Origin of the sequence: Bacillus sp. Bos-x628 (genome assembly GCF_040500475.1) — a bacterium.
Taxonomy (GTDB): Bacteria; Bacillota; Bacilli; order Bacillales; family Bacillaceae; genus Bacillus; species Bacillus maqinnsis.
In genome coordinates, this window is the sequence record NZ_CP159358.1 from 590,527 (window position 1) to 602,386 (window position 11,860).

The 11,860-nt window shown below is 40.1% G+C and carries 13 protein-coding genes and 1 pseudogene; 7 read left to right on the forward strand and 7 right to left on the reverse strand.

Features of this window, described 5'->3' with window-relative positions; translation table 11 throughout:
* Positions 1–211 precede the first annotated feature (211 nt).
* Positions 212–1,030 (forward strand): uroporphyrinogen-III synthase, encoded by an 819-nt coding sequence (locus ABVJ71_RS03185; RefSeq protein ID WP_353855572.1) that lies wholly within the window; start codon positions 212–214, stop codon positions 1,028–1,030.
* 40 nt (positions 1,031–1,070) lie between these two features.
* Here the strand turns inward: ABVJ71_RS03185 and ABVJ71_RS03190 are convergent, their stop codons facing one another.
* The 3 genes and pseudogenes from ABVJ71_RS03190 to ABVJ71_RS03200 form a co-directional block, all read right to left on the reverse strand.
* Complete coding sequence (locus ABVJ71_RS03190; RefSeq protein WP_353855573.1) at positions 1,071–1,673, reverse strand: DedA family protein; 603 nt, start codon at positions 1,671–1,673, stop codon at positions 1,071–1,073.
* 50 nt (positions 1,674–1,723) lie between these two features.
* Positions 1,724–2,611, reverse strand: a complete 888-nt coding sequence (gene galU, locus ABVJ71_RS03195) for a UTP--glucose-1-phosphate uridylyltransferase GalU (protein WP_353856538.1) — start codon at positions 2,609–2,611, stop codon at positions 1,724–1,726.
* A pseudogene (locus ABVJ71_RS03200) lies at positions 2,611–3,018 on the reverse strand (GtrA family protein). The gene galU and the pseudogene ABVJ71_RS03200 overlap by 1 nt, the downstream one beginning before the upstream one ends.
* A 168-nt stretch (positions 3,019–3,186) precedes the next feature.
* Here ABVJ71_RS03200 and ABVJ71_RS03205 point away from each other — a divergent pair.
* A complete protein-coding gene (locus tag ABVJ71_RS03205) occupies positions 3,187–3,417 on the forward strand; it encodes an excisionase family DNA-binding protein (RefSeq protein WP_353855574.1) in 231 nt (76 codons plus the stop codon).
* 121 nt (positions 3,418–3,538) lie between these two features.
* Here the strand turns inward: ABVJ71_RS03205 and ABVJ71_RS03210 are convergent, their stop codons facing one another.
* From ABVJ71_RS03210 to ABVJ71_RS03220, 3 genes are all read right to left on the reverse strand, one after another.
* On the reverse strand, positions 3,539–4,882 hold the full coding sequence (locus tag ABVJ71_RS03210; protein ID WP_353855575.1) for a (Fe-S)-binding protein: 1,344 nt from the start codon (positions 4,880–4,882) through the stop codon (positions 3,539–3,541).
* Positions 4,879–6,288, reverse strand: coding sequence for a glycolate oxidase subunit GlcD (gene glcD, locus ABVJ71_RS03215; RefSeq protein ID WP_353855576.1), 1,410 nt, complete (start codon positions 6,286–6,288; stop codon positions 4,879–4,881). The genes ABVJ71_RS03210 and glcD overlap by 4 nt, the downstream gene beginning before the upstream one ends.
* Before the next feature lie 74 nt (positions 6,289–6,362).
* The gene (locus tag ABVJ71_RS03220; protein WP_353855577.1) at positions 6,363–7,496 is read right to left on the reverse strand and encodes a sugar diacid recognition domain-containing protein; all 1,134 of its coding nucleotides are present in this window, start codon (positions 7,494–7,496) and stop codon (positions 6,363–6,365) included.
* A 121-nt stretch (positions 7,497–7,617) separates the two neighbouring features.
* On the opposite strand from ABVJ71_RS03220, the gene ABVJ71_RS03225 reads away from it, so the two are divergent.
* Positions 7,618–8,196, forward strand: a complete 579-nt coding sequence (locus tag ABVJ71_RS03225) for a branched-chain amino acid aminotransferase (RefSeq protein WP_353855578.1) — start codon at positions 7,618–7,620, stop codon at positions 8,194–8,196.
* Positions 8,197–8,571: 375 nt separating this feature from the next.
* Here ABVJ71_RS03225 and ABVJ71_RS03230 read toward each other — a convergent pair whose 3' ends face one another.
* A complete protein-coding gene (locus ABVJ71_RS03230; protein WP_353855579.1) occupies positions 8,572–9,324 on the reverse strand; it encodes a DeoR/GlpR family DNA-binding transcription regulator in 753 nt (250 codons plus the stop codon).
* A gap of 222 nt (positions 9,325–9,546) precedes the next feature.
* Here ABVJ71_RS03230 and ABVJ71_RS03235 point away from each other — a divergent pair, with 222 nt between their 5' ends.
* From ABVJ71_RS03235 to ABVJ71_RS03250, 4 genes are all read left to right on the forward strand, one after another.
* Positions 9,547–9,777 carry a tyrosine-protein phosphatase gene (locus tag ABVJ71_RS03235; protein WP_353855580.1) on the forward strand — a complete coding sequence of 77 codons (231 nt, stop codon included), beginning with the start codon at positions 9,547–9,549 and terminating at the stop codon, positions 9,775–9,777.
* 80 nt (positions 9,778–9,857) lie between these two features.
* On the forward strand, positions 9,858–10,049 hold the full coding sequence (locus tag ABVJ71_RS03240) for a tyrosine-protein phosphatase (RefSeq protein ID WP_353855581.1): 192 nt from the start codon (positions 9,858–9,860) through the stop codon (positions 10,047–10,049).
* Positions 10,040–10,228 (forward strand): hypothetical protein, encoded by a 189-nt coding sequence (locus ABVJ71_RS03245; RefSeq protein ID WP_353855582.1) that lies wholly within the window; start codon positions 10,040–10,042, stop codon positions 10,226–10,228. Before ABVJ71_RS03240 ends, ABVJ71_RS03245 begins: the two co-directional genes overlap by 10 nt.
* 77 nt (positions 10,229–10,305) lie before the next feature.
* The gene (locus ABVJ71_RS03250; RefSeq protein WP_353855583.1) at positions 10,306–11,844 is read left to right on the forward strand and encodes a family 10 glycosylhydrolase; all 1,539 of its coding nucleotides are present in this window, start codon (positions 10,306–10,308) and stop codon (positions 11,842–11,844) included.
* Positions 11,845–11,860: the final 16 nt, after the last annotated feature.

Here is an 11,860-nt window from a genome sequence, read left to right on the forward strand (position 1 = left end):
AATCACTGCACTCACTCAGCTTGTCGATAAAGTCGGCAAGCTGTTTTCTTTTTGTTAATTTCATCAATCTATCATGTTTTCATAACAAAATAAAAGAAAATCTAGTATGAATGAAAGCGAAAAAACGCTCTTTGTTTAGTAGACTCTTGCATCGGCTTCTAATTAAAACTATATTTAATACATACAAATGTGATAGAAAAAGAGGGATAGAATGAGTAAAGTCTTAGCTGGAAAAACGATTGCCATTTGTGGAACGAGAAAAACAGAGGAGATGCGTACACTTGTTGAAAAGCAAGGTGGAAAAGCTGTTATTCGCTCTCTGCAAGGAACTGTGTTTTTGGCAAAAGAGGAATTAAAACCAGGCATCGAAAGTGTGATTAAGCAAGGTGCTGATTGGGTAATTTTGACAACAGGGATTGGTACAGATACATTAATTGAAAGTGCAGAAGAATTCAATCTCGGAGAAGCATTCATGGACATTTTATCGAATGCCCGAATTGCTTCAAGAGGCTATAAAACCTTTTTAGCTTTAAAAAAACTTGGGATTCAGCCAGACGTTTCTGATGAAGATGGAACGGTTCGCGATTTGATTTCAAAGCTTGAGGATAAAGAATTTTACGGAAAGCGAGTCATAGTGCAGTTGCACGGTGAAAATGCACCGGCTCTCATACAGTTTTTGAACGACCGGGGTGCAGACGTATTACCGCTTTTACCATACAAGCACACGCCTCCAGAACCAGAGACTGTTGAAACATTATTCCATGAAATGAAGCAGGAGAAAGTGCATGCAGTCTGTTTTACAACAGCTATCCAGGTCCATGCATTTTTCAAACTAGCAGCAGAGTGGGGGAGGAAAGAAGAACTGCAACACCTGTTTCATCAACATGTGCTAGCTGTTGCAGTTGGTAAAGTAACCGCAGAAGCTTTAAAAGAGGAGGGAGTGGAACGGATACTTGCACCAACTATTGAAAGAATGGGTGCAATGATTATGGAATTATCACATTTTATGAAAAAACAATCCACTCACTAACACAAACGCCTTTCACTGCTTTAGTGAAAGGCGTTTTGTATTAAGTTGTCCGTTTTCGATTCGTGCGGATTTTTTTCAGCAGGAAATAAAGAATGATGAGCACAATGGCAATAGCCATAATCGGTGTTGTATATGTATGGGCAACACTTTGAATGTGGTCCCACTTTGTTCCAAGCTGCATGCCGAGATAAATAAATAAAATCGACCAAGGGACCGCAGCAAGTCCAGTCAGTAGGACAAATTTTAAAAATGGCATTTTGGCTATACCTGCTGGAATAGAGATCGCATGGCGCACAACAGGTATAAAGCGTGCTGTAAAAACAACACCTGATCCATAGCGGGCGAACCATCGTTCTGCTGTTGCAATATGATGTTCGTGAATCAATAAATACTTTCCATACTTAGTTAAAAAGGGTCTTCCTCCATATAGTCCGATCCAGTAAATAAAGCACTGGGCAATCGTTCCTCCAATGACGCCAGCAATGACAGCCCCAATAAAACCAATGGACCCTGTTGACACCATATATCCACCATAGGCAAGGACAATTTCACTTGGAATGATTTCAATCATGAGTCCAAGTGCAACGCCTACATAACCAAGGCTTGTCAGCCAAGTTAAAATTTCATTAAACATATTTCCCATTCGTTTCTCACTGCCTTTAATTGCTAATTTTCTTTCGTCTTAATAAAAGACTATGCTTGTTTTGCTTCTCGCATGAGTATGCTTTGCATATATGCTAACAATGCCGGCCGCATATCGTGGCGCATTAAGCCAATCTCAGTCGCTGCTTTAAAACAGCCAAGCTTATCACCAACATCGAATCTTTGGCCATCTAATTGTTTGGCATAAATGGGCGACTGATTTGCAATCTCTTTAAGTGCATCTGTCAGCTGAATTTCATTGCCAGCCCCTCTGCCGATTTTTTCTAAAACAGAAAAAATGGTTGGGTTTAAAATATATCGGCCCATGACTGCTAAATCAGAAGGGGCATTATGAATGGATGGTTTTTCAACCAAGTCTGATACTTGAAACACATCGCCTTCTTTTTTAGCTGTTTTTATCATACCATACTTGCTGACATCTAGACGATCAACTTGTTGAACACCGATGACCTCTGTTTTTTTCTGCTCATATACTTCCATGAGCTGAGAGAGAGCGGGCTTCTCTGATACCATGACATCATCTCCCAAAAGAACAGCAAAAGGTTCATCACCAATAAAATGGCTTGCACATAACACAGCATGTCCAAGACCTAGTGGTTCCTTTTGACGAATATAATGGATATTGGCCATATCCGCAATATGTTTGATTTCAGCCAGTTGTTCTTTTTTTCCTTTTTCCAACAGATTTTGTTCTAGCTCAATGGACCGGTCGAAGTGATCTTCAATGGATCGTTTGTTTCTGCCAGTGATGATTAAGATATCTTCAATTCCTGATTGGACAGCTTCTTCTACAATGTATTGAATGGCAGGTTTGTCCACGATTGGTAGCATTTCCTTTGGCTGTGCTTTGGTTGCTGGTAAAAAGCGTGTTCCTAACCCAGCTGCTGGTATAACGGCTTTTTTCATTTTCATAGTGATCAACTCTCCATTTCTTTTTTTTCATTCGTTGATTGAAAGACCCATACATGGCTTCCAGTGAATGTGATGATGAGCCCGACAAAGGTGGCCATCACTTTACTGATGAATCATGTAAAACCTGCTTGCTCTAGTGCATATAGAACAAGGAAGGTAAGGAAGCAGGCAGCTCCATTGACAGTCATCCATTTCACCCATTCCCACTTGTCTGCTTTACGCTTCATTTTAAAAGTCCATTTTCTATTCCAAATATAACTGTTTAGCATGCCTGCACTATAGGAAAGGCACTGAGCGAGGAAATAGGGGACAAAGCAAGCGGTCAGTAGAAAAAAGGTCATGAAGTCAATGAGGGTGTTGCTTGCACCTACGATTGAAAATGTGAGAAAGGTCTGCATTCTTTTCCTTGTCATGTGAAAATGGAACACCTCCAATTAGATAAGTGGGCATATGATTACTTTACAAAAGGGAGTTGAAGAATCAGTGAAGAAAAGATGAAAAAAACATGAACAGGCAGTAATCGTATTTTCAGCATCTCATGATATAATTTGTAAGATGAATCTCACTGGTGGTGCACAATTATGTATTTAACCATTGCAGAAACTGCTGAATACCTTGACGTATCTGAAGCGTATATTGAAAAATTAATTGAGCAAAAAAAGATACGTACCGTATTTGATGGGTCTTCTTATCTTGTTTATCAAGGGCAGTTCCAAACTCATATGAAGCAGCTTGAACAATACAAGCAGCTCGTGCAAGATATTTTAAATGAACCGATTCCTGAAGACCCTGATGTAAAAGATGAAGATTAAAAAAGACTGCATGAAAAGGTTGCTACTTTTCATGCAGTCTTTTTTATGATTGGCTGACGCCTGTCTGAACGACTTGCATGACATGTTGTCCAAGATATGCATAAAAAAGCGTTCAGCCTGATTAGCTGGACGCGCGCTTTCCATATTGAACAGCTTCTAATAAAAAATCAGCAAGATGAACAGCTCTCATCTTAGATGCGTCACTTGCACGCTCAATACCTGCGATCATTTGCAGATGACAGCCGGGATTAGAGGTGACAATTGTAGCAGCCGCCGTTTTGTTGGCTTCAGTCATTTTATGGTCTAAAATTTGCATCGACATGACTGGCTGCATGAGGTTATAAATACCTGCTGAGCCGCAGCAGCGATCGGCATCCTTCATTTCGTTAAATGTGACACCTTCAATCGCCTTCATAAGCAATCTTGGTGCGTTGTGTACCCCCATTCCATTACGTAAATGACAAGAGTCTTGATAGGTGATGATTTGCTCAGGCAAGGCTAAAGGGATGCGGTGATGAAAATCAAGCGATACTAGTATTTCTGACAAATCCTTTACCTTCTGTGAAAATGCTTCACTTCGCTTCTGAAAAGACCGATCATCTTTTAACAAATGATCATAATCAATTAAGAATGCACCACAACCTCCAGCATTAATCACAATGGCATCGACATCCGTTTGCTCAAATGCTTCGATATTACGCTTAGCTAAATGTTTTGCCTGCTTTTTTTCACCACTGTGACCATGAAGTGCTCCGCAACATGTTTGCATGGGGGGCGTGACAACTTCGCAGCCTGCTAGCTGTAAAAGGTGAATGGTTGCTTGATTTGTTTTGAAAAAAATCGTATCCATTATACAACCAGAAAATAACGCCACACGTTTCCTTCTTGTACCTATGGCTTGGTATTCATTCAAGCGGTTTTTCATTTCTTTTTTACTTGGTATCTTTGGAAGTGCTCGTTCCATCACCTGTAAATGGGAAGGAAGCACCTTTAGAAAACCTGTTTTTTGAGCAGCGGTTTGAAGTCCAGATGTTTGATAAAATCGAAGAAGCCCTGCTGCTTTTCGCATACGGCTCTGTGAGGGGAATAGTCCTTTAAAAACTAGGCGTCTGACCAATTTGACAGGTAACGGTTGTTTTTTATGTTGCTGGATTATGTCCCTAGCGTCTTCAAGTAAACGTCCATATTTGACTCCAGCAGGACATACTGGCTCACATGCACGACAGCCTAGACATAGATTTAATGCATGTTCAACATCTTCATCCGGCTCAATCACGCCATCTCTCACAGCTTTCATTAAAGCAATTCGTCCGCGAGGTGAATGCGTTTCCTCCTGCCGAGTTTCAATATAAGTGGGGCAGGAGGGAAGGCAGAACCCGCAGCGCATACAATTGAGTAGCTCCTTTTCATCCATTTGCTGTTGGAATTGTTGCTGCATTTCTTTCTGTTCATGAGAAGTTGTCATGAGATGACCACCCGCTTCCTCGTTGCTTTTGCAAAGACTTTATCGGGATTCATTATGTTTAACGGGTCAAGTGCCTGCTTAATCGCTTTCATTGCTGAGATTCCTTCTTTTTTTACTTTCAGTTCTAAATAGGGGGCCTTCATCAGACCAACCCCGTGTTCTCCGGTAATGGTTCCGCCTAATGAGACTGCTTTTTGAAAAATGGCTTGAAAGGCTTCTTCTACACGTTTCATTTCTTCCTCATTTCTTGCATCTGCTGCACATGTGGGATGTAAGTTTCCGTCGCCTGCATGTCCAAAAGTACAGATTTTCACCTGATATGCTTGTGCGATCTCTTCGATGGCACGAACCATTTTGGCAATTTCAGACCGAGGCACCGTCGCATCCTCTAAAATGGTTGTTGGACTTAAGCGGGCAAGAGCAGATAAAGCAGAGCGTCTTGCAGTTAGTAACGCATTCGCTTCTTCTTCAGATTGTGCGATATGGACGCTTTTTGCTCCACTCTTTTTGCAAATTTCTGCTATTTTTTGTATATCACGCTCAACAGCTTCAGATATGCCGTCTTGCTCTATTAACAGCACCGCTTGAACATCTGTTGGCAAACCAATATGGGCAAAATCCTCTACCACTTCAAGTGTCGGCTGATCCATAAATTCTAACGTGGCGGGAATGATACGCTCTGCAATAATCGCTGAGACAGAAGTCGCAGCTTCCTCCAGGCTTTCGTATAAGCAAAGCATCGTTTGCTTTGTTTCAGGAAGGGGCAAGAGCTTGAGTATCGCTTCTGTCACAATACCTAGCGTTCCTTCTGAACCGACGAATAATCGGGTCATATCATATCCTGCCACGTCTTTTGCTAGTTTCCCGCCTGTTTTAATGATGTCGCCATTTGGCAGAACGACCTCAAGACCAAGAACATAGTCTCTTGTGACGCCATACTTTAATCCTCTTAAACCACCTGAATTTTCATTAATGTTTCCACCTAACGTAGAGATTTTCATTGAGCTTGGATCAGGCGGATAGAAAAGGGCTTTTTTCTCTACTTGACGAATCAAGTCCTGTGTAATCAAGCCTGGCTGTACCGTTGCTGTTAGGTTTTCTTCATCAATTTCCAATAATTGATTCATTCGTTTAAACAGCATAACAAGTCCGCCTTGTGATGGACATGTTCCAGCGCATAGATTCGTTCCAGATCCTCTCGGTACGATCGGAACCATGTATTCGGCACATAGCCGGACAATTTTTTGCACCTCTTCTGTATGGAGAGGACTGACAATGGCATCTGGCATATGCTGAACGTTCGGTGTAGCGTCATAAGAGTAGGCAAGACGGTCTGCCTGATTGTCTTGTACATAACGAGATCCGACAATCTCTTTTAATTTACTTGAAAATTCAGAATGTAACACATGCAATCACTCCAGTCGGTTAGACATCTCATTTACAGTATAAAAAAAGAATCGTCTTATTCCTATGGACGATTCTACAAAAAATCAGATTGATTTGTTGATTTTTTTGGATTTTGATCTAATAGCATAAATGCTAAACAAAAGAGCATGGCATCTTGCATTCGTTTTGGATCAAGATTTGTTAAGTCTTGGATTCGTTTCAACCGATAGTGCAAGGTATTAATATGTACATGCATCGCTTCAGCGGTGTACTTTAATGAATAATCTGTTTTCATTAGCACCCTTAAGGTCTTTATGAGCTCAGGATGGGGAAGAAGGGATGCAATGGTGCGGTCAATAAAAGCTTCTTTCGTTTCTTGACTGATCTCTTCAATGAACAGTTCAATTGTCAAATCTTCATCAAACACAATTGGTGTATCAGCATTGGCTAATTTTAGTGCACGAAATGCTTGATGAAAGGATTGCTTCATCAACTGAAAAGTAGCTGGTTTTCCAGCTCCGATGAAAATCTTCGATGGCGAAAGTCGAGAAAGTGAAGAATGAATGTCAAAAAGTCGTTGCTGAAGATCATGACGGCCATTTTCATTTGTTATCAGCATGAGCAAAAAACGCGCATGTCCCCAGCGCACCATGATTTCCTGATTGCTCAAGTGGAGCATGGCTTTCACAGCTTTGAATTGATCTTGCTTCATAAACGGTTTATCATGATAGTCAATCAGTACAACCACTCGCTGTTTCTTGAGATCGAGCTGAAGAAGATTTGCTTTTTCAGTGATATCAATGGATGTCTCTGGCATATGAATCCAGTCGAAGACAAATGCTTCAAGGTGACGTTCATCGGTCTCAGTTTCTTGAAAAAATTCGTTTTCTTGAATGAGTAGCTCTGTCATTTTTCGAAGAATTTCTCCAAAAGGGGAAACATGCACTGGATCACCTGTCATGCCAATTACACCAATGACATGCTGCTTAAAGTATATAGGCAGATTGATCCCTGCCTTGATTCCTTTCATGTGCTGCTCATCTTCCTTCGTGAGAATTCGTTTCTGACCTTCAGAGGAAGTAAGGAATGCCCCTTCATGAAATTGACCTATGCGTGCTTTATCCGTCGCGGCAATGATGATGCCATTTGTTTGAGCGATGATAATTTCCTCTGTTAATACCTTTTTGACCTCATCTACTATTTTTTCTGCTAGTGTCATTGTAAGCAAAACGAATCCCTCCGTCCCTTTAACACTATCATACCATCACATGCCCGTACGTATCTTTCTTTTCATGTGTGTTATGCTAAAATAATAAGCGCAAATGGAGTAGAATAAAGGAGGCATATCCATGTCGTTGCAAAATCGCTTACAAAATTTACTAAAGGAAGGCCAAGGACTGACAGATTTTGAATATGATCAGGCAAAACGTCAAAACTGGTCATTAGAAGGGGCGAGTATTCAAGAAGAAAAACGCTTCGCCAATGTGTACATTGAGCGTGTTGACAAGGAATCAGAAGCATTGATTCAAACAGAGCCTTCTTCATTTTTAAACAGACCGCTTACATATGTCAAAAGTCATCAAAAAGAATTTATTTATATTGAATCGAAATGGTTTGATGTAGTAAAAGTCGATGGAGTAGCTATTGAGTGGGATGAAGTGTTTCAAACATATACCGCATTATTCGGGTTGAAGCGACCTAAAAAAGACACAGCCTTGCTCAAGGAAATGCTGTCACATTTGAATGGAGCTCAGCTTCAATTCAATGAACAAGATGGCTTGTTTGACGTAAATTTACAGCTTCTTGAGCTGGAGGGAATCAGTGAGAAAATGTCTTTTGCAGACATGTTATCAGCTATCTATCGTTTTCTGTTTCATATGATGTTGCAGTTTGAAATGAATCAATCAAAAACCGGCTCAAATTCCTGAGCCGGTTTTTATAGCAATAGCCTCTCCCATACAAAAGCTCCAATCTGTCTCTTCGTTTTCAACAATTGAAATCATCACATCTGTTTATGCCTAAGGATTTAGGTATGATTTCATATAGCTTTTCTTTAGTAAGCTGTTTACTCACAGAGCAAAGCTGATGAACAATTTGATAGCGATTACATTCTGCTGTTTCAAAAGGGTTTAACCACTAGCGTGATGGCATGTATCCAACCATTTTTCAAGTTTTCCCGTAAACGACTTTCCATCATGTCAAATTGTACCAATGGCATCATATAAGATGATGACCATAATTTAACCATTTCAATGAAGCCAAGCTTAAGAAAAGATCAAGATCGACCTTTGCTCGCATTGATGTTAAGGTGTCACAAACCGTACATCATGCTCCTTTCCGTATTGAAGATACTCTTCATTTGGCTGTTGATTAGTAACCACGACATCAATTTCATGTAATTCACAAAAAGTCGTCAGCGCATAATGATTAAATTTACTGTCATCTACCAATAAAAAGGTTGTCTCACTTTTATGAACAAGCGTTTTTTTAAGGTCCGTTTCAAGCGGAGAAGAATTCGTGACCCCATGATCGATGGATAGACCTGTCGAGGCAATAAATGCTTTATTCACATTATATGTTTTTAGGCGCTCAACACTTTGATAACCAACAAAAGAGTTTGTTTTTCTCTCCAGCATCCCGCCAGTCGAAAAGATGGTGAGATTTGCATAAGGCATAGCCTGTGTAATGAAATCAACATTATTTGTGACAATGGTCACCTGTTTATCAGCCAAATAGGGGAGCATTTCTAGCGTCGTTGTACCAGAATCTACAAACATCATATCTCCATCTTCCACAAATGAGGCGGCCATTTGACCAATCAATTGTTTTTTACTTAAATGACGCGTCTTTCGTTCTTGATAGGCCACTAAAGTAGAATGGTTCACAGCCACTCCGCCATACACTTTCTTTAGCACACCCGATTCAACCAATGTTTGAACATCACGACGTATGGTGTTTTTTGAGACGCCAAAGTGTGCCATCAGCTCATCGAGCGATGCAGATTCTTTGTCAAACACATATTCTTTTATTTGCTGAATACGTTTTGTTTTTATCATGCTACAATCTCCAATCATTTCTATTGTGCTTGCTCTATTATACCAATAATTGATCGTAAATGATGACTATATATGAATGAGAGATAATCCGGCGATTCCTTACTCTTTTCTTTTCTCCTTTTCAATAAAAGCGTATGATAAAGAAAAGATTAAAGGAAAGGTTTTAACTTCTATGAAACAGCCAAAAAAAAACAATTTTCAAAACTTGCGAATTTTAGAGAAATGGGTGGACTTCGAACAACTGATGAGAGGGTGATGAAGCAGGGAATGATTTATAGATCTGCAGATTTATCAAGACTGACAAAACAAGATATCGCCATTTTCACAAAACTCAGGATACAAACCATTTGTGATCTCAGAACAACTTCAGAACGTAAATCAAATCCATCTAAGATCAAGACACATGACAAGATCATCCATATTCCGATGCAGCCCAAGTATGATGCCAAGTAAATGGACGATGCTGCGCATGCTGACAATGGAAGGGACAACCATCTCGTTTGTTCCGATTATGAAAGATTTGTATCACAAGCATGCTCCATAAACGTCAGCAAGAAATTCAACAATTGTTCACGTTACTTTCAGACGAAAAAAATGATCCAATTATTCTTCACTGTACAAGCGGAAAGGACCGTACTGGTTTTTTATCAGCACTCATTCAATTAGTAGCCGATGTACCAATTGACACCGTATTAACTGAATACATACGGTTCAAATGCTTGTGAAACGGCAAGAACGATTTGTTCGTATGATGAGTTTGTATCGGGTATCAGAAGCACAGATTCAGCTACTTTTAGGGGCACAACAAGATGATTTAGAGGCAAGAAATGTAGAAATATACGGGAGCGCAGATCAATATTTATCGAAGCCTGTCAAGTACCAAAAGCGCAGCTTAATCAAATAAAAAATATTTTACTTGAACCATCTGCTGGCATTCCATCACAGAAGGAAGAATAAACTTGATGAGAGGTGATAGAAATCATGATGAAAAAAACGTGTATGATGATCCTGACAATTGCTTTCATGCTTGTTTTCTTATTTATTCCATCTAGTAGTCTAGCTCGCCCAAGCATGAAAGGGAAACTGGAAGGAAATAAAGAGATGCGTGCAGTGTGGCTAGCTTCCGTATTCAACTTAGATTGGCCATCAAAAAAAGGTCTGTCTGTCACGGAGCAAAAACAAGAACTCACGAAGCTATTTGATGAAATCAAAGCGATGAATATGAATGCAGTCATCATGCAAATTAAACCAACCGCAGATGCTTTTTATCCATCTGCATACGGACCATGGTCAGAATATCTCACAGGGACGCAGGGGAAAGACCCAGGTTATGACCCTCTTCAATTTATGATAGAAGAAGCACATAAACGAAACTTGGAGTTTCATGCTTGGTTTAATCCTTATCGAATCACCATGAACCATACAGATCTCAATCGATTATCGGCAGATCATCCCGCAAGAAAGCATCCTGATTGGACGATTGCTTACGGAAACCAGCTTTACTTTAATCCAGGCATTCCTGACGCACAACACTTTATCGTAAAAGGCATCGAAGAAGTGGTGAAGAACTATGATATTGATGCGGTTCATTTGGATGATTATTTTTACCCGAATAAAATTCCCGGTGCAACTTTTCCAGATCAAGAAACATATGACACATACGGAAAAAAACAATTTACCCATATTGAAGATTGGCGAAGACATAACGTCAATCATTTAGTCCAGCAAATCAATGAAACGATTAAGAGAGAAAAACCATATGTCAAATTTGGTATTAGCCCTTTTGGTGTATGGCGCAATATAAAAGACGACCCAAGTGGTTCAAACACAACAGCAGGCATGACCAATTACGATGACTTGTATGCTGATACGAGAGAATGGATTCAGCAGCACTGGATTGATTATGTGACGCCGCAAATTTACTGGAGCATTGGCTTTCAGCCAGCGGCCTATGATGTGCTAACGAAATGGTGGTCAAATGAAGTAAAGGGAAGACCCGTTCATCTTTACATTGGTCAGGCAACTTATAAAATCAACCAAAATAGTGATCCTGCTTGGTCTGACCCTGATGAATACTTCCGCCAGATTGAACTGAATCGCCATTCTCCACTCGTTCTAGGAAGCATGCATTTTAGCCTGAAGGATATTATGCGTAATCCACTACAAGTAAAGGACCGACTGATGAAGGAGACATACAATGAACCTGCTCTCATCCCAGAAATGCCGTGGCTTCATCAAAAGACACCACAAAAACCTGTCATCCATTCAGTAAAGAAGACATCAGAGGGCATTGTATTACAAATTCGAAATGATGCCCATTCTACTGCAGCCTATTATGCCATCTATCGATTAACGAATAAGGGAACGTATGATTTACTGCAAACTGTCCGTAAAGAAAAAGGAGCCATGACAACCACGAAAGACCTCACAGTGGATAAGAAGAAGAGCTACACATATAAAGTCACAGCTCTTAACCGTCTTCACCATGAAAGTCAGCCTTCCTCAAAAACATTAAAATAACGTGAAAAAGCATGAA

Excerpts from the sequence above, each read along its gene's own strand:
- ABVJ71_RS03185 (WP_353855572.1), top strand. The coding sequence starts at position 212 with ATGAGTAAAGTCTTAGCTGGAAAAACGATTGCCATTTGTGGAACGAGA.
- ABVJ71_RS03190 (WP_353855573.1), bottom strand. The coding sequence starts at position 1,673 with ATGGGAAATATGTTTAATGAAATTTTAACTTGGCTGACAAGCCTTGGT.
- ABVJ71_RS03205 (WP_353855574.1), top strand. The coding sequence starts at position 3,187 with ATGTATTTAACCATTGCAGAAACTGCTGAATACCTTGACGTATCTGAA.
- ABVJ71_RS03210 (WP_353855575.1), bottom strand. The coding sequence starts at position 4,882 with ATGACAACTTCTCATGAACAGAAAGAAATGCAGCAACAATTCCAACAG.
- ABVJ71_RS03225 (WP_353855578.1), top strand. The coding sequence starts at position 7,618 with ATGTCGTTGCAAAATCGCTTACAAAATTTACTAAAGGAAGGCCAAGGA.
- ABVJ71_RS03230 (WP_353855579.1), bottom strand. The coding sequence starts at position 9,324 with ATGATAAAAACAAAACGTATTCAGCAAATAAAAGAATATGTGTTTGAC.
- ABVJ71_RS03235 (WP_353855580.1), top strand. The coding sequence starts at position 9,547 with ATGGGTGGACTTCGAACAACTGATGAGAGGGTGATGAAGCAGGGAATG.
- ABVJ71_RS03240 (WP_353855581.1), top strand. The coding sequence starts at position 9,858 with ATGCTCCATAAACGTCAGCAAGAAATTCAACAATTGTTCACGTTACTT.
- ABVJ71_RS03245 (WP_353855582.1), top strand. The coding sequence starts at position 10,040 with ATGCTTGTGAAACGGCAAGAACGATTTGTTCGTATGATGAGTTTGTAT.
- ABVJ71_RS03250 (WP_353855583.1), top strand. The coding sequence starts at position 10,306 with ATGATGAAAAAAACGTGTATGATGATCCTGACAATTGCTTTCATGCTT.